Genomic DNA, 25,061 nt, shown 5'->3' with positions numbered 1-25,061 from the left:
CGTCGCTCGCTCCGCCTGGACACACAACGCGGCCCATCCCCCGATGCGGCGATTCGCGCGGGCACGGCCGGTTCCCACCCGTGCGGCGCAGTGGGCGTGCGGTCGGACGGGTCGTCAGCGAGGATGGAGAACAGGGCGCCGAGGGTGGGCCCGCAACGAGAGCGGCGGCGACTGGGCAGGGCGCCGCCGCTCTCGGCCTTTACCCGCCCGCCCCGGCCCCGGCCTTGAAGCCTGGCCTCATCCCGCGGGCGTGCCGGAGCGATTATCGGCAAGCATTGTCACTACCGCCCGGTGGTTGCGAGGAGAACGCGAGGGCGTTGATGCCGGTACTGGTGGCCGCTGGGGCCTTCGTGATGACCCTGCTCGGCGGGCTGGTCGCCGGGAAGTTCGGGGACCGCCGGCACCTGCTGCTCGGGCTCGCCGCCGGACTGATGCTCGGCGTGGTCTCGTTCGACCTGCTGCCGGAGGCCCTGAGCGCGGCCGGCGAGAAGCTCTGGGGTGTTCCCGGGGCGCTGCTCATGTTCGTGCTCGGCTTCCTGGTGCTGCACATCGCCGAGCGGTCGGTGGCGATCCACCGGGCCCACGAGGGCGAGTACGCCGCCCACCAGCACGGCGGCGGTCACTCGCACGGCGCCGCCGCGGCGCTCCCGGCCAACGGGCGGAGCCAGAAGCTCGGCATCGCCGCCGCGTCCGGGCTCTGCGTGCACAGCGTGATGGACGGCTTCGCCATCGGCGCGGCCTTCCAGGTCGGCAACAGCTTCGGCGCGGTGATCGCGGTCGCGGTGCTCGCGCACGACTTCGCCGACGGCTACAACACCTACACGATCACCCGCCTCTACGGGAACGACCGGCGGCGGGCGGTGACGCTGCTGGCGCTGGACGCGGTCGCACCCGTGCTGGGCGCGTCGATCACGCTGCTGTTCACCATCCCTGAGCACGTGGTAGGGCTCTACCTGGGCTTCTTCGGCGGCTTCCTGATGTACCTGGCCACCTCCGACATCCTGCCCGAGGCGCACAGCCCGCACCCCTCCCGCTCGACGCTGCTCTGCACCGTTGCCGGCACGGCCTTCATGTGGCTGGTCATCGGCCTGGCCAACAGCTGACCGATTCCCGGTGGGCGGGACGGTCGTCGAGCTGCGGGCGTTCAGACGCGCTGCGCGACGATCGTCGGCTCCGGGGCGGCGGACCGTTCGGGCCAGTGGCGCTGCAGCGCCTCCAGAGCGGCTGCGATCGCCGGCCGACGGGACGCCTGCTCACGCCAGAGGACCGAGACCCGGCGCGTCGGCTCGGGAGTGACCGGCCGGGCGACGACACCGGCCGGTAGCGGGGCCCGGCCGAGCCGGGGGACGAGGCCGATGCAGAGTCCGGCGCGGATCAGCGCGATCTGGGTGTCGAACTCGCTCGCCTGGAAGCGGATGTCCGGCTCCTCGCCCGCCTCGCGCAGGGTCCGGATCAGCCAGTCGTGGCAGATGGTCCCGGGCGGCGTGTTGACCCATTGCTGCCCGCGCAGGTCCTCGACCGTGAGCAGGTCGCGCTCGGCGAGCGGGTGGTCGGCGCGCAGCACGGCGTCGACGGCGTCCACGCCGATGGGGCGGCGGGCCACGCCCTCGGGGGTGGCGAGCGGCGTGTTCGACCAGTCCTGCACGACCGCGAGATCGACCTCGCCGCGAGCGACGAGCTCGGCCATCAGGTAGGGATCGCTCTCCAGGACGCGGAGCTCCAGCTCCGGGTAGTGGGTCGCGAGATCGGCGAGCACGGGAGGCAGCAGCCCACGCGCGGCGGTCGCGAAGGCGGCGAGGAAGAGGCGCCCGGAGACCTGTCCCCGGCGGGCCTCCAACCCGACCTCGGCCTGCTCGACCAGCGCGAGGACCGCCTGCGCGGTCTGCGCGAGGTCGTGCGCGGCGTCGGTGAGCACGACGCCGCGTCCGCGCTTCTCCAGGAGCGGGGTCCTGGTCTCCCGCTCGAGCTTGCTGATCTGCTGGGAGATGGCGGAGGGCGTGTACCCGAGCGCCGCGGCGGCACGACCGACGGAGCCGTGCACGGCGACGGCGTTCAGGGCGCGGAGTCGTCCGAGATCCATCATGCGAGGCAGCCTAGGCTGCGACGCCCGCATTGGGGATGCGACGAGAGGCCCCCGAAGGAGTGGTCTGCCTCACTCCTTCGGCAGCCGGCAGCCGGCAGCCGTCAGCCGTGGGCCAGGGCCGCGCGGTAGACCGCGGCGATGGCCGGGCCGAAGTAGGAGGAGTAGGAGACGTCGTCCGTGTCGCCGCCCTCCTCGTAGCCGCCGATGACGCCGGCCACCGCGCCGCGCCCGTGGGCGGCGGCGTCCACGCCGGTCAGCATCGGGCCGCCGCTGGTGCCGCCGGGCAGGCCGGGGCAGTCGAACTCCAGCTGGTGGGGGCCGAAGGAGCGCAGCGTCGACGAGCAGTACACCGGGCGGTCGGTCCGGCTCGGGTAGCCGACGGTGACGGCTCGGGTGCCGGGGACCGGGTTGAAGGAGAGGGCCTCCGCGCCGGTCGCGTCCTGGATGCGGTGGCCTGCGGCGTCCGGACGCAGGATCAGGAAGGCGACGTCGTCGTCGGCGCTGCCTCGCGTGGTCCATGCCGCGTCGGCGACCACGGTCGCCACCGACCAGGTGCCGAAAGGGCGCCGACCGTCGTGGAAGCCGGGGACGAAGGTGAGGCCGCCGCGGGCACGGCCGGTGCCGGGACCGATGACACAGTGGGCAGCCGTGACCACTATGTCGCGGCTGGGGCTTTCGACCACGGCGCCGCTGCAGAAGTGGTGGTCGGGCCGACCGGCCGAAGCCCCGAAGATGGCGCCGATGCGCGACGCTCCGCCGAACGCGGTCGAATCCGGCGCTCCGGCCGCGGCGACCTGGTCCTGAGGGGCAGCGGCCAGGATGCAGGCCAGGAGCACGCCGACGGCAGTCAACGAACGAAGCGTCATGAACCGTATCTTTTGCGACAGCCGCAGCGGCTGCCACCGTTGCAGGCAAGCGGGTGACGGCCTGTCGGAGCGATCAGTTCACCATCTCTGAACTGTTCCATGAAGAACTATTTGCTGGTGCTGAACAAATGGCTCCGGCGATGCTCGGAGCATGACCTCCACGACCACGGGCCTGAGTGCTCGCCACTTGGGCTTGGCCGTTCTCGTCGCCGCGATCTGGGGCGTGAACTTCGTCGCGATCGATGCCGGGCTGGCCCACTACCCGCCGCTGCTCTTCACGGCGCTCCGCTTCGCCGTGGCCGCGGTGCCCGCCGTCTTCCTGGTCGGCCGGCCGGGGGTGCCCTGGCGCTACGTGCTCGCCGGTGGTCTGGTGCTCGGCGGTTTGCAGTTCGGGCTGCTCTTTGAGGGCATGCGGGCGGGTATGCCGCCGGGGCTGAGCTCACTGGTGCAGCAGGGGCAGGCGGTCTTCACGGCCGGCTTCGCCGCGGTCCTGCTCCGCGAGCGGATCACCCGGAGGCGGCTGGCGGGCCTGGGGATCGCGGTCGCCGGCATGGCGGTGGCGGGGCTCGATCAGGCCTCGCGCGGCGGCTCGGGACCGCTCGGCGCCTTCATACTGGTGGTCGGCGCGGCCGCGGCGTTCGGGCTGTCGAACATCATCACCCGCAAGGCCGCACCACCGGACGCGCTGCGCTGGATGGTCTGGGTCAGCGTGGTGCCGCCGCTTCCGCTGGCGGCGCTCTCCCTGCTGGTCGAGGGACCGACCGCCGACCTGCGCGCGCTCGGCGGGTTCAGCCTCTCCGCCTCGGCCTCACTGCTGTATGTGGCGTGGGGGGCGACCCTGGTCGGCTTTGGGCTCTGGGGATATCTGTTGCGGCATCACGACGCCTCCGTGGTCGCGCCGTTCTCCCTGCTGGTGCCGGTGTTCGGGATGTCCTCCGCCTGGCTGCTGCGCGGCGAGGCGCTGACCCTGCTCTCGCTCTGTGCCGCGCTGCTGGTGATCGCCGGGATCGCCTTGGCCTCGATCAGCGGGCCTCGGGCGCGGCACCCTCGTGGTGCGGACGCGGGTGCGCGTGCGGCGCGGAGGCGTGCGGGCCGTGGTGGGGATGAGCCTGCTCGTACGACTCCTCCGCCACTCGCAGCAGGTGCAGCAGGGTCACCCGGTCCGCGGCGCTGACCGGACCGAAGTACTCCTCGGCGACCTCGCGCCGGACCGTGGCGATTCGGGCCACCGCGGCGTCGCCCGCCTCGGTCAGCTGCAGCAGGGTGGCCCGGCGGTCGTCCGGGTCGGGGGAGCGGGTGACCAGACCTGCCGCTTCCAGCGCGTCGACGACCGTGGTCGTGGAGCGCGGGGCGATCCGCAGGCGTTCGGCCAGCTGGTTGAGCCGGATGCCGCGGTCGCCGCTCCAGGAGAGCATGTCCAGGGCGCGCCCCTGGGAGGGCGTCAGACCGTGCGGGGCAAGCCGGTGGAAGGTGGCCTTCCGCATCCGCTTGCTGGCGCGCATCATCGCGTCGGCAAGCTCGACCTCGGTGGGGATCGGCTCGGGCGCGGATGCGGGCGGGGCGGCGGCGGTCACGGAGGGGCTCCTGCGTCGGGGGGAGGCCAGAATATCGATAGCGGCCGGGGCCGGAGCTCCGGTCCGCCGTGTAGCGGGTGAACGGGATGGCGGAAATAATTAGAGAGTAAGGCTCATTATGCGTTAGGCTCGCCTAAGTAGGAAGTCTTCCTGCGTCCCCAAGGCTCTAGTGGAGGTTCCCCCATGGCCCGCTCCCAGGCCCGCGTCGTGACCGACCGCCCGCATCGCTATGCCAAGCAGCTCGCCTCCCACCTCGGCCGCAAGGTCGAGACGAACTGGGACGACGAGACCGGCCTCGGCTCCCTGACCTTCAGCGCCGGAACCGGTGCGATGACGGCGACCTCCGGCGCGCTGCTCCTCGTCGTCGAGGGCGACGCCGAGCACCTCGACCGGCTGGAGGACGTCGTCGGTCGCCATCTGGTCCGCTTCGGCGTCAAGGACGAGCTGGTGGTCGAGTGGCACCGCGCCGACGGCACGCGCGGCTCCGTCCAGCGCAACGAGGAGCAGGCGCCCGCCGACCAGCCGCAGTCCTGATCCGGCGCTCTGCCTGGGTCTCAGGTCAGCTGGAGCTTGAACCCCACGTGCGAGCCGGTGAAGCCGAGCCGCTCGTAGAAGCGGTGCGCGTCGGCGCGTGACTGGTCACTGGTGAGCTGGACCAGACTCGCGCCCAGGCGGCGTGACTCGGCGACGGCGTGCTCCATCAGTGCGGTGCCGAGGCCACCGCCCCGCTGATCCGCACGGACCCTGACCGCCTCGACGATGGTCCGTGTCGTCCCCTGTCGCGAGATGCCGTGGATCACGGAGAGCTGAAGCGTGCCCACCACCTCGCCGTCCCGGTCGGCCACGATCAGGTGCTGGTTGGCGTCCTCCCCGACCCGGTCGAAGGCTGCCTGGTACGGCGTCAGATCATCCGGATTCTCGCGGCCCGCGCCCATCGAGTCGGCGGCCAGCATGGCGACGATGGCGGGCAGATCCTCGCGGGTGGCCCGCCGAAAGGTGAGATCGGTCATGATCGTCACCCTAGACCGGCGGGACCCGAACTCCGTCCGGATCAGGCCGGGAGCAGCGCCTCGATGGCCGAGACCAGCTCGGCGGCCTCCGGCTCGGTGCGCGGGCGGAACCGGCCCGCGACCTCGCCCTTGGGGGAGATCAGGAACTTCTCGAAGTTCCAGGTGATGTCACCGGCCTCGCCTGCGGCGTCCGGGGCGGTGGTCAGCTCGGCGTAGAGCGGGTGCCGGGCCGGGCCGTTCACGTCCGCCTTCTCCAGCAGCGGGAAGGAGACGCCGTAGGTGGTGGAGCAGAAGGTCTGGATCTCCTCCGCCGAGCCGGGCTCCTGACCGGCGAACTGGTTGCACGGCACGCCCAGCACGGTGAACCCGCGCTCGCCGTACTGTTGCTGCAGCCGCTCCAGGCCCGCGTACTGCGGCGTGAGGCCGCACTTGGAGGCGACGTTGACCAGGAGCACCGTCTTGCCCTCGTAGGCGGCCAGGCTGGTGGGCTCGCCGGTGAGGGTGTTCAGCGGGATGTCGTACAGGCTCATCGATGATCCTTCGTCGGGGCGCGGGTGAGACTCCTACGCCAGCCTCAACCGCGCCCCTGCCCGGCTTCTTCCCGCAGACTCAGCTCGGCATCTCGCTGGTGATGACGGAGAAGACGGAGCCGTGGACGTCCTTGATCGCGGCCATCCGGCCGACGCCCGCGAGGGTGTCCGGGCCCATGATGACCGTGCCGCCCAGGCCGGCGACCTTGGCCACCGTGGCGTCACAGTCCGCGACCTCGAAGTAAGGCAGCCAGTACGTCGCCGTTTCGCCCGGCATGTGCGGCATCAGGCCGCCGAAGGCGCTCTCCTCCGTGCCCATCGAGGCGATGGTGTACGTGAACTCGCCCATGTCCTGGTCGTTCAGCGACCAGCCGAGGACCGAGGGGTAGAAGGCGCGGGCCGCGGCGATGTCGCTGGTGTGCAGCTCCGCCCAGGCCAGCGCACCGGGGACGTTGACCACGTGGAAGCCCGGGTTCGCCTTGGGCTGCCAGACGGCGAACTCGCCGCCCTGGGCGTCGGAGAGCTGGGCCATCCGGCCGAACTCCATGACGTCCATGGCGGGGGCGCGGACCGTGCCGCCCGCCTGCTCGACGGACTTGGCCGTGGCCTCGGCGTTGTCCGTGCCGAAGTAGATGGTCCAGGCGGGGGAGGCGTTCGGGTCCATGAGCGGGCCGAAGCCGCCGAGCATCTTGCCGTCGAGGTTGAAGAAGCCGTAGCCGCCGGTGTCGGGGCCGGCGTCCTCCGTCGTCCAGCCGAAGAGGCCGGTGTAGAACGCGGCCGTGGCCGCCGTGTCCGGGCTGCCGAGGTCGATCCAGCGCGGGGTGCCAGGGGTGTAGTCAAGGCTCAGCATGCTGTGCTCCTGAATGTCGGGGCTCCCGAGGGCGGGGGCTCCTGGGGGTGAGCGCGCGTTCGACCGCCGCGGCCGAACGCCTTTGGTGGACCGGTTCACAGTCTTGCGCGCGCCACTGACAATTCGGGGTCTCCGGGACGGCCTGGTCGCAAAGAATTTTATTCGGTCATTTTCGAGCCGAATCGAACAGAAATGATCAGCCCGCAGACTGTCAGTCCCACCCGCTACCGTGCTCCCCATGAACCAACTGGCGGTCGTCGAGGGGGTGCTGGAACGCATCACCTTCGCGAGCGAGGAGACGGGCTGGACGGTGGCCCGGGTCGACACCGGTCGCGGCGCGGGCGAGCTGCTCACCGTCGTCGGCGCGCTGCTCGGCGCCCAGCCGGGGGAGAGCCTGCGGATGCACGGCCGCTGGGGCAGCCACCCCCGCTTCGGCCGCCAGTTCACCGTCGAGAACTACACCACCGTGCTGCCCGCCACGGTCCAGGGCATCCAGCGGTACCTCGGCTCCGGCCTGATCAAGGGCATCGGGCCACGGCTCGCCGAGCGGATCGTCGGCCACTTCGGCGTCGAGACGCTCGACGTCATCGAGCAGCAGCCGGCCCGTCTGATCGAGGTGCCCAAGCTCGGCCCCAAGCGGACGAAGATGATCGCCGCCGCCTGGGAGGAGCAGAAGGCGATCAAGGAGGTGATGGTCTTCCTCCAGGGCGTCGGCGTCTCCACCTCGCTCGCCGTCCGCATCTACAAGAACTACCAGGACGCCTCGATCTCCGTGGTCAGGAACGAGCCCTACCGCCTGGCCGCCGACGTCTGGGGCATCGGCTTCCTCACTGCCGACCGGATCGCCCAGGCCGTCGGCATCCCGCAGGACAGCCCGCAGCGGGTCAAGGCCGGCCTGCAGTACGCCCTCTCCCAGAGCTCCGACCAGGGCCACTGCTTCCTGCCCGAGGAGCAGCTGATCTCCGACGCGGTCAAGCTGCTCGCCGTCGACACCGGCCTGGTCATCGACTGCCTCGCCGAGCTGGTCGCCGAGGAGGGCGTGGTCCGCGAACAGGTGCCGGGAGAGGGACACGCCGAGGACGGCCGCGCGGAGCAGCTCAGCGCGATCTACCTGGTCCCCTTCCACCGGGCCGAGGTCTCGCTCGCCGCCCAGCTGACGCGCCTGCTCCGAGCCCCCGACGACCGCCTGGGCGCCTTCGCGGACGTCGACTGGCCGCGTGCCCTGGCCTGGCTGCGCACGCAGACCGGAGCGGATCTCGCGCCCGAGCAGGAGCAGTCGGTCAGGCTCGCCCTCACCCAGAAGGTCGCCGTGCTCACCGGCGGCCCCGGCTGCGGCAAGTCCTTCACGGTCCGCTCGATCGTGACACTGGCGCTGGCCCGCAAGGCCAAGGTGGTCCTCGCCGCGCCCACCGGCCGGGCGGCCAAGCGCCTCGCCGAGCTGACCGGCTGCGAGGCTGCGACGGTCCACCGACTGCTGGAGCTCAAGCCGGGCGGCGACGCCGCCTACGACCGCGACCGCCCGCTCGACGCCGATCTCGTCGTGGTCGACGAGGCCTCCATGCTCGACCTGCTGCTCGCCAACAAGCTCGCCAAGGCGGTCCCGCCCGGCGCCCACCTGCTGCTGGTGGGCGACGTGGACCAGTTGCCCTCCGTCGGCGCGGGCGAGGTGCTGCGCGATCTGCTGGCCCCCGGCAGCCCGGTCCCGGCCGTCCGGCTGACCAGAATCTTCCGGCAGGCCCAGCAGTCCGGCGTGGTCACCAACGCGCATCGGATCAACGAGGGCGTCCCGCCGATCACCGACGGCCTGGCGGACTTCTTCCTCTTCGCCGAGGAGGACACCGAGCGGACGGCCGATCTGGTGGTCGACGTCGTGGCCCGGCGCATCCCCGCCCGCTTCGGCATCGACCCGAGCCGGGACGTCCAGGTCCTCACGCCGATGCACCGCGGCCCGGCCGGGGCGGGCAATCTCAACACGCTGCTCCAGGGGGCGATCACCCCGGCCCACCCGGACCGGCCCGAGCGCCGCTTCGGCGGCCGCACCTTCCGGGTCGGCGACAAGGTCACCCAGATCCGCAACAACTACGACAAGGGGAAGAACGGCGTCTTCAATGGCACCGTGGGCGTGGTCACCGCGGTCAACCCGGAGGAGCAGCGGCTGACGGTCCGGACCGACGAGGACGAGGACGTCGGCTACGACTTCGACGAGCTGGACGAGCTGGCCCACGCGTACGCCGTGACCATCCACCGTTCGCAGGGCAGCGAGTACCCCTGCGTTGTGATCCCGCTCACCACGAGCGCCTGGATGATGCTCCAGCGCAATCTCCTCTACACGGCCGTCACCCGCGCCAGGAAGCTGGTCGTGCTGGTCGGCTCGCGACGCGCGCTCGGCCAGGCGGTGCGCGCGGTTTCCGCCGGTCGCCGACACACGGCTTTGGACCATAGGCTGACTCGGGGGTAGGTTCCGCTGTCAGAACTTGAAAGCGAATGGCCTGTTTCTTTGTGACCTTCGGCTCTTTTGGGCCACCCCGCCTGCACAGGTGTAACCCGCCTGCGGGAAGGTAGGAGGGAGTCAGGGCACCCCTTGAACCCTTGAACAGGTTTCATTCCGCTGGTGATGAGGGAACACGTGAGCGACAACTCTGTAGTACTCCGCTACCAGGGCGGCGAGTACGAGTACCCGGTGGTCGACGCCACCGTGGGCAACGCCGGCTTCGACATCACGAAGCTGCTGGGCCAGACCGGCCTGACCACCCTGGACAACGGCTTCGGCAACACCGCCGCCTGCAAGTCCGCGATCACCTACATTGACGGCGACCAGGGCATCCTCCGCTACCGCGGTTACCCGATCGAGCAGCTGGCCGAGCAGGGCACCTTTCTGGAGTCCGCCTACCTGCTGATCAACGGTGAGCTGCCGAACGCGGAGCAGCTCCGGGTCTTCCAGCACGACATCTCCCAGCACACGCTGCTGCACGAGGACATCAAGCGCTTCTTCCAGGGCTTCCCCCGGGACGCGCACCCGATGGCGATGCTCTCGTCCGTGGTGAGCGCGCTGTCGACGTTCTATCAGGACAGCCACAACCCGTTCGACCCCGAGCAGCGCTACATCTCGGGCGTGCGCCTGCTGGCCAAGCTGCCGACGATAGCCGCCTACGCCTTCAAGAAGGCCCAGGGCCACCCGTTCGTCTACCCGCGCAACGATCTCGGCTACGTCGAGAACTTCCTGCGGATGACCTTCGCGGTGCCGGCCGAGGAGTACGAGCTCAACCCGGTCGTGGTCAACGCGCTGGAGAAGCTGCTGATCCTGCACGCGGACCACGAGCAGAACTGCTCCACCTCCACGGTTCGCCTGGTCGGCTCCTCGCACGCCAACCTGTTCGCCTCGATCTCGGCCGGCATCAACGCCCTCTGGGGCCCCCTGCACGGCGGCGCCAACCAGGCCGTGCTGGAGATGCTCGAGGGCATCAAGCGCGACGGCGGCGACGTGGACGCCTTCATCCGCAAGGTGAAGAACAAGGAGGACGGCGTCCGGCTCATGGGCTTCGGCCACCGTGTCTACAAGAGCTTCGACCCGCGCGCCCAGATCATCAAGGCGGCGGCGCACGACGTCCTGGCCCAGCTGGGCAAGTCCGACGAGCTGCTCGACATCGCCCTCAAGCTGGAGCAGCACGCGCTGACCGACGACTACTTCGTCTCGCGCAAGCTCTACCCGAACGTCGACTTCTACACCGGTCTGATCTACCGGGCCATGGGCTTCCCGACCAGCATGTTCACCGTGCTGTTCGCGCTGGGCCGGCTGCCCGGCTGGATCTCCCACTGGCAGGAGATGATCACGGACCCGACGAGCAAGATCGGCCGTCCGCGCCAGATCTACACCGGCCCGGTGATCCGCGACTACGTCGCGATCGACGCGCGGTAGTCACGGCGGGAGCGTTACTCCGAACGGGTCTGCGCGGCCGCCACGGCGGCTGTGCGGGCCCGTTTCCGTCTGTCCGGGCATCGGGGCGCCGGCGCGCACGGCGGGGCGTGGGGGAGGCCGCTCAACCACCCTGTTCACGCCCGCGCCGTGCGCTGTCGGCCGCCCAGCGACGGCGGCCGGTCACCGGGATCCGCCGGAACCCCGGCTCACGAGTTCTAACACAAAGTTGGGCTCGCGAAGTTACGGTCGGCCTATGTGACGCCCCTCTCATCGCGGTTCGTGGCCGTGTGTGCGCCCGCTGTCCACGGGCACGACGGGGCGGGTCGGGGCGAGCCGGTGTGAAGCGGACGAAAGGGCGCGTGGTAGGAATCACGTGAATCCGAAAGGCGCCGGAGAGGGAGACAGGGGGCCTGATGGGCCGGAACGTTGTCGTGACGGGCGGGGGCACCGGGATCGGTCTCGCGGTCACGCGCCGATTCGCCGAGAACGGTGACGAGGTCACCATCGTCGGCCGCCGCAGGGGTGTCCTGGAGGACGCGGCGAAGCTGCTGGGGCCGCGGGTGCGCCCGCTCGCGTGCGACCTCGCCGACGCCGACGCGGTGGAGGCGCTGCTGGGTGAACTGCCGGACCGCATCGACGTGTTGGTCAACAACGCGGGCAGCCGCGAGTCGATGGCGGGAGCAGGCCCACACGCGGTTCTGGCCCGCTGGCGCGGGGACTTCGAGCGCAACGTGCTGACCGCGGTGCTGCTGACCGAGTCGGTGCGGGACCGGCTGACTCCGGGCGAGGCGCGGGTGGTGACGATCAGTTCGATCGCGGCGGTCCGCGGCGCGGGCTCCTACGGCGCGTCCAAGGCGGCCCTGCACGCGTGGAACCACTTTCTGGCTGCGCAGTTGGGGCCCTCGGGCATCACCGCGAACGTGGTGGCTCCGGGGACGGTGGCGGGCACGGAGTTCTTCGGCGACCGCTTGAACGAGTTGGAACTCGTGCGGAGGGCGGGCCGTACGCTGGTGGGACGGGTCGGCGAGCCGGAGGATGTGGCGGCGGCGGTCTTCTTCCTGTCGAGCGCGGAAGCCGGCTACATCACGGGCGAGATCCTGCACTGCAACGGCGGTGAACTCCTCGGCAGATGAGGTAGCTGCAGCACGCTAGGGGCGCGGGGAACTGCGCGACAAGCCACCCTCGGCGGTGCGTCCCCGAACGTGCAGGGCCATCCGCTCGTCAGTGGTTTTCTCGCGCAGTTCCCCGCGCCCCTGGTAGTGCAACTGGCTGTCTGCGCAGAAGTCCTCGCGCCCCTGATGGTGCAACTGAAGCGTCCGCCTAGGCTGCCTGGAAGCGCCGGAGGCGCAAGCTGTTGGTGACGACGAAGACCGAGGAGAAGGCCATCGCCGCCCCCGCGATCATCGGGTTCAGCAGGCCCAGCGCCGCCAGCGGGAGCGCCGCGACGTTGTAGCCGAAGGCCCAGAACAGGTTGCCCTTGATCGTCGCCAGGGTCCGGCGCGAGAGGCGGATCGCGTCCGCCGCCGCCCGCAGGTCCCCGCGGACCAGGGTCAGGTCCGCCGCCTCGATCGCGGCGTCCGTGCCGGTGCCCATGGCCAGGCCCAGGTCCGCCTGGGCCAGCGCCGCGGCGTCGTTGACGCCGTCGCCGACCATGGCGACCGTGCGACCCTCCGCCTGCAGCTTGGCGACGACGCTCGCCTTGTCCTCGGGAAGGACCTCCGCGATCACCTGGTCGGCGTCGATGCCGACCTCAGCCGCGACCGACCGCGCCACCGCCGCGTTGTCGCCCGTCAGCAGCACCGGGGTGAGGCCCAGCGCGCGCAGCCGGGCGATCGCCTCCGCGCTCGTCGGCTTGGGGGTGTCCGCCACCTCCAGCACCGCTCGCGCCGCGCCGTCCCAGCCGACCAGGACCGCCGTGCGGCCCGCCGTCTCGGCCGCCGCCTTCGCCGCCGCCAGCTCCGGCGACAACCGCATCGCCCAGTCGTCCAGCAGCCGCTCCCTGCCCGCGACCACCGCGTGGCCGTCGACGACGCCTTGGACGCCCAGACCCGGCACGTTCTGGAAGCCCTCGACGGGCAGCAGTTCCGGAGCCGCCGCCGCGATCGCCGCGGCGATCGGGTGCTCGGAGGCGTGCTCCAGCGAAGCTGCCAGGCGCAGCGCCTGCGCCTCGTCCTCGCCCGCCGCGACCCGGACGCCCACCAGGGCCATCCGCCCGGTGGTGACCGTTCCGGTCTTGTCCAGCACGACGGTGTCGACCTGGCGGGTGCTCTCCAGCACCTCGGGGCCCTTGATCAGGATGCCCAGCTGCGCGCCGCGACCGGTGCCGACCATCAGCGCGGTCGGGGTCGCCAGGCCCAGCGCGCAGGGGCAGGCGATGATCAGGACCGCGACGGCGGCCGTGAAGGCTTCCGTCGCGCTGCCGCTGACGGCGAGCCAGACGCCCAGCGTGCCGAGCGCGATCAGCAGGACCACCGGGACGAACACGGCCGAGATCCGGTCGGCGAGCCGCTGCGCCGCGGCCTTGCCGGTCTGCGCCTGCTCGACCAGCGCAGCCATCCGCGCCAGTTGGGTGTCCGCGCCGACCTTGGTCGCCTCGGCGACCAGGCGGCCGCCCGAGTTGACCGTCGCGCCGGTGACCGAGTCGCCCGGACCGACCTCCACCGGCACGGACTCGCCGGTCAGCATCGACGCGTCGACGGCCGAGTTGCCCTCGACGACCTGCCCGTCGGTGGCGACCTTCTCGCCCGGACGGACCACGAAGCGGTCGCCGATCACCAGCTGCGTCACCGGGATGCGCTGCTCACGCCCTCCCCGCAGCACGGCGACGTCCTTCGCGCCCAGCTCCAACAGCGACCGCAACGCGGAGCCCGCCCGCCGCTTGGCGCGCGCCTCGAGGTAGCGGCCGAGCAGGATGAACGCGGTGACGCCGGCCGCGGTCTCCAGGTAGAGCGTCGAGGACGCGTTTCCGCTGGAGAGCGAGAAGTCGAAGCCGTGCTTCATGCCGGGCATCCCGGCGTCCCCGAAGAAGAGCGCCCACACCGACCAGCCGAAGGCCGCGAGCGTGCCGACCGAGACGAGGGTGTCCATGGTGGCCGCGCCGTGCCGCAGGTTGGTCCAGGCGGCCTTGTGGAAGGGCAGCCCGCCCCAGACCACGACCGGCGCGGCCAGGGTCAGCGAGAGCCACTGCCAGTTGCGGAACTGCAGCGCCGGGACCATGGCCAGCACGATCACCGGGATGCTGAGCGCCACCGTGACCAGCAGCCGCTGCCGCAGCCGGGCGGTCTCGTCGTCCTGAGGTCGTTCGCCTTCCGCTCCGGCCTCGGCCTGCGCCGGGGGCGCGGGGACCTCGGCGGTGTAGCCGGTCTTCTCGACCGTGGCGATCAGTTCGTCGATGGCCACGCCGGACGTGTACTCGACGCTGGCCTTCTCGGTGGCGAAGTTGACGGTGGCGGCGACGCCGTCCATCCGGTTCAGCTTCTTCTCGATCCTGGCCGCGCAGGAGGCGCAGGTCATGCCGCCGATGGCGAGTTCGACCCTGTTGACGGCCGGGGCTGTGCCCGGTGTGGCCGTGGTCATGCTGGTTCCCTCCTCAGGCGTGTGACGCTCGGAGCCGCGCTGCGTCAGGCGGTGCGGCCGGTCAGCTCGTAGCCGGCCTCGTCGACGGCGGCGCGGACCGTGGCGTCGTCCAGCGGCTGCTCGGACTCGATCGTGACCAGGCCGGACTTGGCGTCGGCGGAGACCTGGGTGACGCCGGGCAGCGCGCCGACCTCCTCCGAGACCGACTTCTCGCAGTGGCCGCAGGTCATGCCGGAAACGGTGAAGACGGCGGTGGTCATGTCTGCCTCCTGAGGTGCTTCTGTTGCTCGTTCGTCGTTCAGCTTGCACAACACCATACCCCCCTGGGGTATTCCCTCGCGCGGTGGGGCGTGCGGAAATTTCCCAGGGGAACCGAGCGTAGTCAGGAGTCACTCCAGGTAGCGAAAGGGCCCGCCGCCCGCGCCCGAAGGCGTGGACAGCGGGCCCCTTCGGCTCGCACGCGCGCGCTACAGCAGTTCCAGCTCCGGGCGCTTGGCCTCGACGTGGTCGCCTGAGGACTCGCCGCGCAGGCGGCGGCCGACCCAGGGCAGCAGGTACTCACGGGCCCACTGCAGGTTCTCCCTGCGCGCCTCGGCCGCGCTGTGCACGGCGGTCGGCGGCCAGGCCGCCTCGGGGTCACCGGCCCGCAGGCCCAGGGCGCGCGCCGACAGCAGGGCGACGCGATCGTGGCCCTCCGGGGAGAGGTGCAGCCGGTCCTCGCTCCAGGCGCGGCGGTCGCGGACCGCGCGAAGTGCCCAGACGTCCGCGACGGCGAGGTCGTGCCGGTCGGCGATCGCCCGCAGGTGGGCGTTGTAGGTCGCGATCTTGCCTCGCAGGTGCTTCAGCACCGGGGTGTCCCTGGTGTCGAAGCCGGTGAAGATCAGCACCTGGCCCGCGTGCGGGACCAGCCGTGCGACGGCCTGCTCGAAGCGCTCGGCGACGTCGTCGGGGTCGCTGCCGGGCCGCAGGATGTCGTTGCCGCCGGCGGCGAGGCTGACCAGGTCGGGCCGCATCTGCTCGATCTGCGGCACCTGCTCGGCGGCGATCTGGTCGAGCAGCCGGCCGCGCACCGCGAGGTTGGCGTAGCGGAAGTCGTAGTGGCCGCTGTCCGTCATCGGGCGTCGCTCGGCCAGCAGGCGGGCCAGACGGTCGGCCCATCCGGCGAAACCGCCGTCGGGGCCGGGGTCGTTCAGGCCCTCGGTGAAGCTGTCACCGAGAGCCGCGTAGGAGGTGATCTGTGGGAGCTCCTGGGGTGATCGCTTTGTGGGCATGCTGGAGATACTTCACTGCATGAAGTGACTTACGCCACCGTAGGTAACCCTTGACGGGAGTGAGATGAACCACTGCCGCAGCCGGGAATACGCAGGCCCCGGCACCGGGTCACTTCGGCGGCTGGTACCAGCGCTGGTGCGGCTGGAGCTCGGGTCGCGGCTTCGGCCGCCGCGGCCGGACCGGGAGGTGGCCGTCCCTGCGGGCATGCAGGATCAGGGTCCAGAGCCAGCCCAGGCCCAGGGCGGCGACCAGGACGAGGCCGAGCGTCGAGAAGACCGCGAAGAGTTCGACCTGGCTGTGCGTCGGCTTGGGGAGGTAGCCGAAGTTGAAGATGGTCTTCTGCCAGTTGCTCTCGGTGATCCTGCCGACGATCCAGGCCGCGATCCCGTGCGAGCTGTCCCAGAGCGCGTGCAGGGCCGAGACGCCGAGATAGGTGAGGATCACCGGCAGGTTGAAGACGAAGCGGTTGCCGCGCCGTTCCCGGAACAGCACCGCGCCCAGGATCGCCGTCCAGAGCCCGTGGCCGACCGGGGCCAGCACGCCGCGCAGGATCTCGGTGGACACCAGATCGCGCAGCGAGAGCCCGTGGACCGCCAGCACCGCGTTGAAGGCGTAGCCGGCGCTCTCGAAGGCGGCGAACCCGAAGCCCACCGTCGCGCCCAGGACCAGGCCGTGCCGAACTCCTGAGCCGGGGATCCGCCGGGTCAGCAGGATCAGCGCCCAGGCCTTGACCGCCTCCTCGATCAGGCCGACGCCGACGTAGATCCAGATGGAGGAGTCCAGCAGGAAGTACTCCAGCAGCGAGGCGCCCAGCACCCCGATGATCCCGCCGACCGCGAAGCAGGCCACGATCCGGTCGGTGCCCAGATCCTGGCCGTAGCGCTCGTAGGCCCAGACGACAAAGCTGCCGGGCACCAGGAAGCTGCCCAGCAGCACGATGGTCGGCACCAGGTTGGAGTTGTTGGTCCAGTACGTCACCAGCACGGCGGCGACCCAGAGGGCGAGCCCGCCGAAGAACCAGGTACGCCACCGGTGCGTGAGAGGGGCCGGACCGGTACCCGGCAGCCGGGGCGGGGGTGAGGCGGCCGGTGCGGACATCGTGGAGACCTCTCGCCGGACGTTCGTTGCACCCTTTTTGTCATACTTTCGCGGCGCTCGCCGAGAAGCTCCAAACGTGTCGCTTACCTGGGGTTCCGATAGATTCAGGACCGTGACGAGCACTCGGCCGGCGGAGGACGTGGGCGCTTCCGCCCCCTCGGCGGCCCCGGCGCTCGACGACGGTGCGGCCCTGCTCCAGGCCCCGCTCTGGCAGCGACTGGTGCCCGTCGGGGCGGCGATGGTCGTCGTCTGCCTCGCGGACGTCCTCTCCGGCCGGGACACCTATCTGGCCTCGCTGATGTCCGTGGTTCCACCACTGGCGGCGCTGATGCTCTATCCGCTGGAGGTCGTGGTCACCAGTTCCATCGGCATGCTGCTGATGGTGCTGCTCACCCGCTACGACGGCCTGGGGGACCTGGAGTCGCACCGGCTCTTCCAGGGCACCCTGATCGCCTACGCGGCGCTGACCCTGGCGGCGGTGCTGATCTCGCACTTCCGGATCGTGCGGACCCGGCATCTGGTCGCGGTGCGGACGGTCGCCGAGGCCGCGCAGCTGGCCCTGCTGCCGCCGCCGGAACCGCGGGTCGGCCGGGTCCGGCTGGCCGCGCGCTACGTCTCCGCGGCGGACCTGGCCCAGATCGGCGGCGACCTGTACGCGGTGCTGGAGACGCCGTTCGGCGTGAGGGCGCTGATCGGCGACGTGCGCGGCAAGGGCCTGTCGGCCGTCCGCACGGCCTCGCTCGTGCTCGGCGCGTACCGCGAGGCCGCGTACGACGAGCGGGAGCTCACCGGGGTTGCCGAGCGGTTGGAGCGGAGTGTCGCCCGGCATGCCGCGTCGGGAGAGTTCACCACGGCGCTACTGGTGCAGTTCCGCGAGCCGGACACGATCGAGCTGGTCCACTGCGGCCACGTCCCGCCGCTGCTGGTCCGGCGCGTCGGCGACGCGGTGACGCTGGACCCGCCGGACCCCTGGGTCCCGCTGGGCCTCGCGCAGTTGGCGATGGGCGGGCCCCGGTCCTGGACGGCCGGCTTCACCGCGGGCGATCTGCTGCTGCTCTGCACCGACGGCGTGATCGAGGCACGCGGGGCGGACGGCTCCTTCTACCCACTGGCCGACCGTGCGCCGGCGCTCCTGCGCGCGGCCGACGGCGACCTGGACGCCGGCCTCGCCGCGCTCTACGCCGACCTCACCCGCCACGCCGGCGGCCCCCTCCGCGACGACGCGGCGCTGCTCCTGCTGGCCTGGGACGGAGAGCCCACCGCGTAGGGCCAGTTGCACTCTCCAGGGGCGCGGGGAACTGCGCGACAAGCCACCCGCGTACGTGGAGCACCGAACGCGCAGGGCCATCCGCACAGGGTGGTTGTTCGCGCGCGCAGTTGATCAAGCAGAGCCCCGCGCCCCTGGAGAGTGCAACTGGCCCGAGAGCGGGACGGGGCCCGGACCGTGTCGTGGTCCGGGCCCCGCGGTCGTGCGGCGTGGTTCGCTGGCTACTGTCGGCCGTCGGCCGACGTCAGCGGACCGGGAGGACCTGGGTGCCCTCCTTGTGGACGGCCATCAGGTCGGCGGGGTTCAGGCCGAGCAGGGCGAGGATGGTCGGCGCGATCTGCTTGGTCTGCACCGGGGCGTTGTCGATGACCTGGTTCGGCACGAACGCGCCGCTGATCACCAGCGGGACGTTCAGGTCGTCGGCGTGGGCGCCACCGTGCTCGGCGACCTTGCCGGTGCCGCCCGTGTAGACGACGCCGTACTGGGCGATGCCGAAGACGTCCGGCACCGCGGCGTCACCCTTCTTGACGCCGAAGTACTGCGCCGCCTCGGCGCCCGCGTAGACCTTGCTCAGGCCACCGTGGGTGAAGGGCTTGGCCGCCTTGTTGACGTCCGTGCCGGTGCCGCTCTGTGCCAGCAGGTAGTTCTTGGCGAAGTCCGCCGCCGCCTGCGAGCGGTCGTTGAGCCAGAGCAGCATGCCGTCGTCGTCCACCGCGTGGGCGACGAGCGTGCCCGCAGCCGGGTGGGCCTTCTTCCAGGCGGCGTTGAGGCCGTCCAGCAGCGGGCCGTCGTCGACGCGGGTGAGCGCCTGCGGGTCGGTCGGCGACTGGCCGTGCTTGGCGGACAGGATGATGGTGGTGGACTTGTCCAGGTGACGCTTCTTCAGCTCCGCCGTCATCCGGCCGAGCTCGGCGTCGACGAAGTCGAGGCTCTTGGCGAGCAGCGGGCCGGGCACGTTCTTGGAGACATAGCCGCCCTGGAGCCCGTTGGAGGTGGGCAGCTTCTGCGCGGTGGAGACCGCCTGGAAGTTCATGCCGAAGATCGACGGCGTGCCGACCTTGCTGGTGCGCTGGTGGTTGAAGCCGTCGATCTCGTTGAGGACGGCCTGCACCTTGTAGTTGTCGTACTGCTGGGTGGCCTTGTTGTCCTTGGTCCAGTCGTCACCGGCGGGGTAGCCGATCGCGTCGGAGTTGATCTCCGGGGCGAAGAGGTCGTCGATGCCGGTGCCGCTCGGGCCGTTGAGGATGTCGTACGCGGCGTGCTTGTCGGACCAGGCGGTGTGCAGGCCGGCCTGCTTGGCCACCTCGAAGACGGTGTTCGTCTGCAGGTAGGAGTGCGGGTAGACCGGCTTGCAGGTCTTCGGGTCGACCGGCAGCTTGCTCGGGTCGAGCAGCTTCTGCGGGGTGCCGGTCATCTGCAGGATCGAGCCCGGCAGGTTCTTCAGACCCTGGCCCGCGTCGATGCTGGCCTTGTTCTTGTCCAGGTCCTCGGTGAAGTCGATCTCGACACCGGGCTTGACGCCCTTGCAGTGGGTGGTGCCGGCCGGCAGCAGCTTGGCGTTCCAGGTGTCGTCGTAGTACACGCCGGTGGTGCCGGGGCCGCCACCGGTGACCTGGGCGACCATGCCGGGGAAGCTGTCCGAGGGGGTGGTGGTCTTCGCGTGCGTGTACTCCGTGCCACCCAGCACGAGCTGAGCGAGGGCCGAGTCCGGGTGCTGGGCGATGTACCACTCCAGGTCGGTCTGGTGCAGACCGTCGACGGAGAGCAGCAGCACGTGGCGCTGGTCCTGGGAGGGGGCGCTCTTCATCGGGGACGCCACGGCCTGGGCGAAGAAGGCCCCGCCCAGCATGCCTGTGGAGCCGAGCAGAGCGGCCAGGCGGAGGGTACGTCGGGTCAAGGTAGTTCTCCTCGTCGCGCTGATGCGTTGGTCGGGTTCCGGCGGAGTGCCCGCGACATGAGTAGTAGGCCGGAATTACTTCCGGGCGGCGGGAGGTTGAACGCAGGGCGACGACAGACTTCTCTTACCGGTCACCTACCGAGGAAGAGGGTCCGCGAAGCCCCCCGAACTCCACCCATTCGGGTCATTCGGCGTGCGCGGTGACCATGATCGGCCGAACCTGGGGCCACGTCGGATTGGCCCCTTTCGGGCGGCCTTGGGAGGCAGAGATGTTCCAACTGATCTGGATCGTGATCGTCGGGGCGGTGCTCGGGGTGCTGGCCAAGATGCTGCTGCCGGGCAAGCAGGCGATCCCGTTCTGGCTGACCGTGCTGCTGGGCATGGGCGGGGCGCTGCTGGGCAACGCCGTGGCGGGCTGGATCGGTGTCCGGCACACCAGCGGCGTGGACTGGATCCGTCATCTGCTGCAGCTTGCGGGCGCGTTGGTGCTGGTCGGTGGCGGCTCGTCGCTCTGGACCGGTATGCGCCAGAAGACCTGAACGCTTGTCACGGCCCCGCTCCGGCGTCCGTGAGCGGGGTCGGCACCCCCACCGACGGCTGTCGGTCGCCCGGCCTATGCTGGCGCGATGGCAGCCGTCGACCCGTTTCCGCACACCGCGCGGCGTGACGCGCCGCGCGACGCGTGGCTCTGCGGGATGTTGCTGTTGACGCTCGGCTCGCTGGTCGGCGCGGTGCTGGCCGCCCCTGCGGCAGGTGCCCACGCGGGGGCGGGACTGGGGGCGCTGCTCTTCCTCGGCTCCTCGGTGCACGTCGCCAGCAGCGCATGGTTCTGCACGGTCCCCGAGGTGCGCCGCTTCATGGTGGCCCGGCGCGGGCGCTACGTCGTGGCGCCGGTCGCGCTGGTGGCCGTGATGGCGGTGCTGGGCGCGGCGGTCCCGCCCGGGCCGTTCACGCTGCTGCTGCTGGCCTTCTTCGCCTGGCAGTTCTTCCACTTCCAGAAGCAGAACCTCGGCCTCGCCGCGCTCGCCTCCTCCGCGTACGGCGCGGGTCCGCTGCGGCGCGGCGAGCGGGTCGCGATCACCGCGGCGGGCGTCTGCGGCACGGCCGGACTGCTGTTCCATCCGGCGCTGCTCCAGCTCGGCGGCCCGGTGCCGCATCTCGACGGGCTCTTCCCTGTGGCGGCGGGGCTGTTCGCGGTCGCGGTCGGCTACGGCGCGACGCAGTTGCTGCGGCGGCCGAGGGCGGCGCGTCCGTGGCAGGTGACGGCGCTGTTCTGCGCGGCGCTGGGGTTCTTCCTGCCGGTCTTCCTGTTCAGCTCCCCGTACGCGGCGGTGGCCGGGCTGACGATGGCTCACGGCCTGCAGTACCTGCTGATGATGGGCATGGTCGCGGCGGGCGGAGCGGGTGGGCGGATACCGAGGCTGATCTCGCTGGCCCTGCTGCTCAACATCGGCCTGCTGCTCGGCCTGGTCCTCGGCCTGGCCTCCCACCTGCACAGCGGAGGCCCCGCGGAGCGTGCGCTCTACGGGGCCTATCTCGGCGGGGTGATGGCGCACTTCGTGGTCGACGCCGGGCTGTGGCGGCTGCGGGACGAGTTCCCCCGCGGCTTCCTGCGCGAACGCCTGCCGTACCTGCTGCGCTGAGGGACGTCCCTGTCGCGAGCCGGGTCAGCCCCCGCCGCAGCCCCCGACGGCGCTCGCGGAGGAGCCGATCAGCACGACGAGCCCGACGGCGAGTCCGGCGAGCATCAGCAGCGAGATCAGCACGGCCAACGCGGTCCGGTTCACCCGCTTCGGCGGCGGACCGCCGGCTCCGGGCGGCGCCGGCGGCAACGGCGGTGTGGGCGGAACCTGATCGGCCCAGATCGTGTCTGCGGTCATACCCCTTCGACGCACCTGACGTCCCGTCGGTTCCGTGCGGCGTTCGCACGCGCCGACCTGGGGCGGGGATCGGCGCGCCCCTCGTGCATTGTGGCTCGGAATGCCGCGTCGGAGGCTGCTGCCGTGGGGCTCCCCTACCGCGGGCTTCGGCAGGGTGGGGCTGGTGTGACGAGTTGCCGGGCCGGCACTCTACGCGGCGGTCCTCGCCGGGCTCGGGCCGAGAGGCGGACCCGGTCGGGGTGAGGTGATCGTCCGGCGTTTGCCCGGTCGATTCGGCCTGCCCCGGTCCGGGTGGCAGCGCGCGAGCGCTAGTAACGGTCGCCGGTGGGGGACGGGAGGGCGTTGAGGTCGGCGAGGTCGGAGGTGGTCAGGGTCAGGGCCGCCGCGCCCGCGTTGTCGGTGAGGTATTTGGGAGTCTTGGTGCCGGGGATCGGCACGACGTAGCGGCCCTGGGCGAGGACCCAGGCGAGGGCGACCTGGGCCGGCGTCGCGTCGTGGCGGTCGGCGACGGTGCGAACGGTGTCCACGATCGCCTGGTTCGCGGCCAGCGCCTCCGCCTGGAAGCGCGGCAGCGTCGCGCGCCAGTCGTCGGCCGGGAGGTCCGCCGCGCTCGCGAAGCGGCCCGCGAGGAAGCCTCGGCCCAGCGGCGAGAAGGGCAGGAAGGCGATGCCCTCGCTCTCGCAGTACGGCAGCACCTCGGCGAGGGCGTCTCGGGTCCAGAGCGAGAGCTCGGACTGGACCGAGGCCACCGGGTGCACCGCCTGTGCCCGCCTGATCTCCTCGACCCCCACCTCGGACAGGCCGATCCGGAGCGCCTTTCCGGCCGTGACCGCCTCCGCCAGCGCGCCCCAGGTCTCCTCGATGGGCACCTCCGGGTCCACTCGGTGCAACTGGTAGAGGTCCACGCGGTCGGTGCCGAGACGTCGCAGGCTCGCGTCGATGGCGGCGCGGACGTGCTCCGGGCGACCGTTGCGCAGCAGACCCGCGGAGCTCGCGCCGAGGCCGGTCTCGGGCGTCTGCAGGCCGACCTTGGTGGCCAGCACCGCGCGGTCCCTGTGGCCGTCGGCGAGGGCGCGGCCGACCAGCTCCTCGTTGACGAACGGACCGTAGACGTCCGCGGTGTCGATCAGGGTGACCCCGAGGTCGAGCGCCTGCCGGATCACCGCGACGGAGGCGTCGTCGTCGCGGGTGGCGGGGTCGTAGGCGTGGGACATGCCCATGCAGCCGAGTCCGACGACGCCCACGGCCGGGCCTCCGGTGCCGAGTGTGGTGGTGCGCATGCTCATCTGTGGTGCGTCCCCTCGTGTTCCACGGCAGTGCTTGATGATCAAGGATAGTTGAGCAGCTCAAGTTGCGGCCGTAAACTCGGCCCATGAGCACCAGCAAGTCGGCGTTGATGGATGTGATCGCAGCGGTCGGCGGCGCGTACTACCAGGACTTCGCCGCCGTCGCGGCCCGGCACGGGCTGACCCCCGTCCAGGCCAAGGTGCTCGGCGCCGTGGTACGCGCGCCGCAGCCGATGCGGGCGCTCGCGGAGCAACTGGTCTGCGATGCCTCGAACGTTACCGGGATCGTGGACCGGCTCGAGGCCCGCGAGCTGGTCCGCAGGGAGCCGGGGCCGCAGGACCGCCGGATCAAGATCGTCACGGCCACGGAGCAGGGCAGGGCCGCGCTCGCCGCCGTACGCGAGGACATGCAGACCGTCCACGACGCGTTGGACCGCCTCGACGAGGCCGAGCGGGACCAGCTCCACGACATCCTGCAGAAGCTGCTGCCTGAGCTCAGCAGGGCCGGCGTCCGGGCCTGACCGTTCTCGGTCCTGGCGCTGGCCTACCGCCCCGGGAACGGCGGCAGGGCCGTCTCGAAGAGCCACTCGCGCAGCATTTCGTCGATCGGCGCCGACGCGTAGCGCGTGACGTGCGCGACGAAGGTGTCGGTCCCCACCACGCCGTGGCGGTGCAGCCGGGTCCAGTCCCGCAGCATGCGGAAGAACGCCTCGTCGCCCAGGGCGACGCGCAGCGCCTGCACGGTCACGCCGCCGCGCTGGTAGAGCCGGTCATCGAACATCAGCCGGCGGCCGGGGTCGGCCAGCCGCAGGTCCTGCGGCAGCGCCGCGAGCAACTGGTACGACCTGGCTGCGCGTTCCGTAGCCGTCGCCCCACCCGAGCGCTCCGACCAGAGCCACTCCGCGTACTTCGCGAAGCCCTCGTTCAGCCAGATGTGCCGCCAGTCCGCCACGGTGACGCTGTTGCCGAACCACTGGTGCGCCAGCTCGTGCGCGACCATGCGCTCCGACTCCCAGCCGTCGACCAGGTGGTTGGTGCCGAATGTGGCCATGGCCTGCGCCTCGACCGGCACCTCCAGCTCCTCGTCCACGACGACGGCGGTGTACTCGCTGAAGGGATACGGCCCGAAGAGCTCCTGGAACAGGCGCATCATCTCGGCCTGCCGCGCGAACGCCGCCTCGAAGGCGGGCATGAGCCGGTGCGGGGCCCAGCCGGTCTGCGGGACGTCCTCTGCGGCCGGATCGTCCAGCCGGACGTCCTGGAGCGGGCCGACCGCCAGGCCGACCAGGTAGCTGGAGGTCGGCGCGGACTGCTCGTAGACCCACGTCGTGCTGCTGGACCGGACGGTGCGGGTGAGCAGCCGGCCACCCAGGACCACCGCGTAGGGGGAGGGCGTGGTGAGTGAGATCTGGTAGGCCGCCTTGTCCGCCGGGCGGTCGTTGCAGGGGTACCAGGACGGCGCGCCGACCGGTTGGCTGGCGACCAGGGCGCCGTCGGTCAGTTCCTCCCAGCCCAGCCCTCCCCAGGGGCTGCGCACCGGCTTCGGGTTGCCGGTCCAGTGCACCTCGACGGTGAAGACCGCGCCGGGGGCCAGCGCCTTTGCCGGGCGCACGCGCAACTTGCCGGCCCGGTGGGCGTAGTGCGGGGCCCGGCCGTCGACCAGCACCCGGCCGACGTGGAAGTTCGGAGCCAGGTCCAGCGCGAACTCGGCGAGCGGAGCGCCGCCGGTGGTCACTATGGCGCTGAGCCTGGCCGTGCCGGCCAGCCGGTTGGGGCCGGGGCGGTAGTCGAGCGCGAGCTCGTAGCGGTGGACGTGGTGGCGGGGGTCGCCGCTGGCCGGGAAGTACGAGTCGGTGACCGGGGGCGCGCCCGCGCCGGTGGCCGTCTGCCGCTGCGGGGCCTGCTGGGGACTCACCGGTGTTCCGCTCCCTGCGACGTACGTGCCGTGCCGTGCCG

Annotated in this window: 23 protein-coding genes and 1 pseudogene; 10 read left to right on the top strand and 14 right to left on the bottom strand. The window is 71.4% G+C overall.

The window, feature by feature from the left end; genetic code table 11:
* Nucleotides 1-320: 320 nt before the first annotated feature.
* Nucleotides 321-1,103: a ZIP family metal transporter gene (locus tag ABIA32_RS09250; protein ID WP_370093515.1), complete on the top strand. Its 783-nt coding sequence runs from the start codon at nucleotides 321-323 to the stop codon at nucleotides 1,101-1,103.
* 41 nt (nucleotides 1,104-1,144) lie between these two features.
* Here the strand turns inward: ABIA32_RS09250 and ABIA32_RS09245 are convergent, their stop codons facing one another.
* Both ABIA32_RS09245 and ABIA32_RS09240 read right to left on the bottom strand, forming a co-directional pair.
* On the bottom strand, nucleotides 1,145-2,083 hold the full coding sequence (locus ABIA32_RS09245) for a LysR substrate-binding domain-containing protein (protein ID WP_370093459.1): 939 nt from the start codon (nucleotides 2,081-2,083) through the stop codon (nucleotides 1,145-1,147).
* A gap of 101 nt (nucleotides 2,084-2,184) precedes the next feature.
* Nucleotides 2,185-2,949 (bottom strand): serine protease, encoded by a 765-nt coding sequence (locus tag ABIA32_RS09240; protein WP_370093458.1) that lies wholly within the window; start codon nucleotides 2,947-2,949, stop codon nucleotides 2,185-2,187.
* 172 nt (nucleotides 2,950-3,121) lie between these two features.
* Between ABIA32_RS09240 and ABIA32_RS09235 the strand changes: the two genes are divergently transcribed.
* Nucleotides 3,122-4,123: an EamA family transporter gene (locus ABIA32_RS09235; RefSeq protein ID WP_370093514.1), complete on the top strand. Its 1,002-nt coding sequence runs from the start codon at nucleotides 3,122-3,124 to the stop codon at nucleotides 4,121-4,123.
* A 76-nt stretch (nucleotides 4,124-4,199) separates the two neighbouring features.
* Here the strand turns inward: ABIA32_RS09235 and ABIA32_RS09230 are convergent.
* Nucleotides 4,200-4,433: pseudogene (locus ABIA32_RS09230) on the bottom strand (MarR family winged helix-turn-helix transcriptional regulator); the annotation flags it as partial.
* 273 nt (nucleotides 4,434-4,706) lie between these two features.
* Between ABIA32_RS09230 and ABIA32_RS09225 the strand changes: the two are divergent.
* Nucleotides 4,707-5,057 carry a DUF2218 domain-containing protein gene (locus ABIA32_RS09225; protein WP_370093456.1) on the top strand — a complete coding sequence of 117 codons (351 nt, stop codon included), beginning with the start codon at nucleotides 4,707-4,709 and terminating at the stop codon, nucleotides 5,055-5,057.
* Between the two features lie 20 nt (nucleotides 5,058-5,077).
* Here ABIA32_RS09225 and ABIA32_RS09220 read toward each other — a convergent pair whose 3' ends face one another.
* The 3 genes from ABIA32_RS09220 to ABIA32_RS09210 form a co-directional block, all read right to left on the bottom strand.
* Nucleotides 5,078-5,533 (bottom strand): N-acetyltransferase family protein, encoded by a 456-nt coding sequence (locus ABIA32_RS09220; RefSeq protein ID WP_370093455.1) that lies wholly within the window; start codon nucleotides 5,531-5,533, stop codon nucleotides 5,078-5,080.
* 41 nt (nucleotides 5,534-5,574) lie between these two features.
* Nucleotides 5,575-6,063 carry a glutathione peroxidase gene (locus ABIA32_RS09215; RefSeq protein ID WP_370093454.1) on the bottom strand — a complete coding sequence of 163 codons (489 nt, stop codon included), beginning with the start codon at nucleotides 6,061-6,063 and terminating at the stop codon, nucleotides 5,575-5,577.
* A 79-nt stretch (nucleotides 6,064-6,142) separates the two neighbouring features.
* Complete coding sequence (locus ABIA32_RS09210; RefSeq protein ID WP_370093453.1) at nucleotides 6,143-6,913, bottom strand: VOC family protein; 771 nt, start codon at nucleotides 6,911-6,913, stop codon at nucleotides 6,143-6,145.
* Between the two features lie 238 nt (nucleotides 6,914-7,151).
* On the opposite strand from ABIA32_RS09210, the gene ABIA32_RS09205 reads away from it, so the two are divergent.
* The 3 genes from ABIA32_RS09205 to ABIA32_RS09195 all read left to right on the top strand — a co-directional run bounded on the left by ABIA32_RS09205 (nucleotide 7,152) and on the right by ABIA32_RS09195 (nucleotide 11,962).
* Complete coding sequence (locus tag ABIA32_RS09205) at nucleotides 7,152-9,371, top strand: ATP-dependent RecD-like DNA helicase (RefSeq protein WP_370093452.1); 2,220 nt, start codon at nucleotides 7,152-7,154, stop codon at nucleotides 9,369-9,371.
* A 168-nt stretch (nucleotides 9,372-9,539) separates the two neighbouring features.
* Nucleotides 9,540-10,829, top strand: coding sequence for a citrate synthase (locus ABIA32_RS09200; protein ID WP_370093450.1), 1,290 nt, complete (start codon nucleotides 9,540-9,542; stop codon nucleotides 10,827-10,829).
* A gap of 413 nt (nucleotides 10,830-11,242) precedes the next feature.
* A complete protein-coding gene (locus ABIA32_RS09195) occupies nucleotides 11,243-11,962 on the top strand; it encodes an SDR family NAD(P)-dependent oxidoreductase (protein ID WP_370093448.1) in 720 nt (239 codons plus the stop codon).
* A 187-nt stretch (nucleotides 11,963-12,149) separates the two neighbouring features.
* On the opposite strand, the gene ABIA32_RS09190 is transcribed toward ABIA32_RS09195, so the two are convergent.
* The 4 genes from ABIA32_RS09190 to ABIA32_RS09175 all read right to left on the bottom strand — a co-directional run bounded on the left by ABIA32_RS09190 (nucleotide 12,150) and on the right by ABIA32_RS09175 (nucleotide 16,775).
* A complete protein-coding gene (locus ABIA32_RS09190; RefSeq protein WP_370093447.1) occupies nucleotides 12,150-14,405 on the bottom strand; it encodes a heavy metal translocating P-type ATPase in 2,256 nt (751 codons plus the stop codon).
* 44 nt (nucleotides 14,406-14,449) lie between these two features.
* The gene (locus tag ABIA32_RS09185) at nucleotides 14,450-14,665 is read right to left on the bottom strand and encodes a heavy-metal-associated domain-containing protein (protein ID WP_370093446.1); all 216 of its coding nucleotides are present in this window, start codon (nucleotides 14,663-14,665) and stop codon (nucleotides 14,450-14,452) included.
* A 207-nt stretch (nucleotides 14,666-14,872) separates the two neighbouring features.
* Nucleotides 14,873-15,676 (bottom strand): SGNH/GDSL hydrolase family protein, encoded by an 804-nt coding sequence (locus tag ABIA32_RS09180; RefSeq protein ID WP_370093444.1) that lies wholly within the window; start codon nucleotides 15,674-15,676, stop codon nucleotides 14,873-14,875.
* 109 nt (nucleotides 15,677-15,785) lie between these two features.
* Nucleotides 15,786-16,775, bottom strand: a complete 990-nt coding sequence (locus tag ABIA32_RS09175; protein ID WP_370093443.1) for a PrsW family intramembrane metalloprotease — start codon at nucleotides 16,773-16,775, stop codon at nucleotides 15,786-15,788.
* A gap of 112 nt (nucleotides 16,776-16,887) precedes the next feature.
* Here ABIA32_RS09175 and ABIA32_RS09170 point away from each other — a divergent pair, with 112 nt between their 5' ends.
* The gene (locus ABIA32_RS09170; RefSeq protein ID WP_370093442.1) at nucleotides 16,888-18,042 is read left to right on the top strand and encodes a PP2C family protein-serine/threonine phosphatase; all 1,155 of its coding nucleotides are present in this window, start codon (nucleotides 16,888-16,890) and stop codon (nucleotides 18,040-18,042) included.
* 244 nt (nucleotides 18,043-18,286) lie between these two features.
* On the opposite strand, the gene ABIA32_RS09165 is transcribed toward ABIA32_RS09170, so the two are convergent.
* Nucleotides 18,287-19,939, bottom strand: a complete 1,653-nt coding sequence (locus ABIA32_RS09165; RefSeq protein ID WP_370093440.1) for an alkaline phosphatase family protein — start codon at nucleotides 19,937-19,939, stop codon at nucleotides 18,287-18,289.
* A gap of 269 nt (nucleotides 19,940-20,208) precedes the next feature.
* Between ABIA32_RS09165 and ABIA32_RS09160 the strand changes: the two genes are divergently transcribed.
* Together ABIA32_RS09160 and ABIA32_RS09155 are read left to right on the top strand one after the other, a co-directional pair.
* Nucleotides 20,209-20,478 (top strand): GlsB/YeaQ/YmgE family stress response membrane protein, encoded by a 270-nt coding sequence (locus tag ABIA32_RS09160; RefSeq protein WP_370093439.1) that lies wholly within the window; start codon nucleotides 20,209-20,211, stop codon nucleotides 20,476-20,478.
* Nucleotides 20,479-20,565: 87 nt separating this feature from the next.
* Entirely contained in the window at nucleotides 20,566-21,582 is a 1,017-nt protein-coding gene (locus tag ABIA32_RS09155; RefSeq protein ID WP_370093438.1) for a hypothetical protein, read from the top strand.
* Nucleotides 21,583-21,606: 24 nt separating this feature from the next.
* Here ABIA32_RS09155 and ABIA32_RS09150 read toward each other — a convergent pair whose 3' ends face one another.
* Both ABIA32_RS09150 and ABIA32_RS09145 read right to left on the bottom strand, forming a co-directional pair.
* The gene (locus ABIA32_RS09150; RefSeq protein ID WP_370093437.1) at nucleotides 21,607-21,819 is read right to left on the bottom strand and encodes a hypothetical protein; all 213 of its coding nucleotides are present in this window, start codon (nucleotides 21,817-21,819) and stop codon (nucleotides 21,607-21,609) included.
* A 308-nt stretch (nucleotides 21,820-22,127) separates the two neighbouring features.
* Nucleotides 22,128-23,099: an aldo/keto reductase gene (locus ABIA32_RS09145; protein ID WP_370093513.1), complete on the bottom strand. Its 972-nt coding sequence runs from the start codon at nucleotides 23,097-23,099 to the stop codon at nucleotides 22,128-22,130.
* A gap of 92 nt (nucleotides 23,100-23,191) precedes the next feature.
* On the opposite strand from ABIA32_RS09145, the gene ABIA32_RS09140 reads away from it, so the two are divergent.
* The gene (locus tag ABIA32_RS09140; protein ID WP_370093436.1) at nucleotides 23,192-23,626 is read left to right on the top strand and encodes a MarR family winged helix-turn-helix transcriptional regulator; all 435 of its coding nucleotides are present in this window, start codon (nucleotides 23,192-23,194) and stop codon (nucleotides 23,624-23,626) included.
* A gap of 23 nt (nucleotides 23,627-23,649) precedes the next feature.
* On the opposite strand, the gene ABIA32_RS09135 is transcribed toward ABIA32_RS09140, so the two are convergent.
* Nucleotides 23,650-25,020: a M1 family metallopeptidase gene (locus ABIA32_RS09135; protein WP_370093435.1), complete on the bottom strand. Its 1,371-nt coding sequence runs from the start codon at nucleotides 25,018-25,020 to the stop codon at nucleotides 23,650-23,652.
* Nucleotides 25,021-25,061: the final 41 nt, after the last annotated feature.

It is taken from the genome of Streptacidiphilus sp. MAP12-20 (assembly GCF_041262525.1).
Classification (GTDB): Bacteria; Actinomycetota; Actinomycetes; order Streptomycetales; family Streptomycetaceae; genus Streptacidiphilus.
The sequence above is the reverse complement of the archived record's forward strand: the minus strand, read 5'-3'. Positions and strand labels throughout refer to the sequence as shown.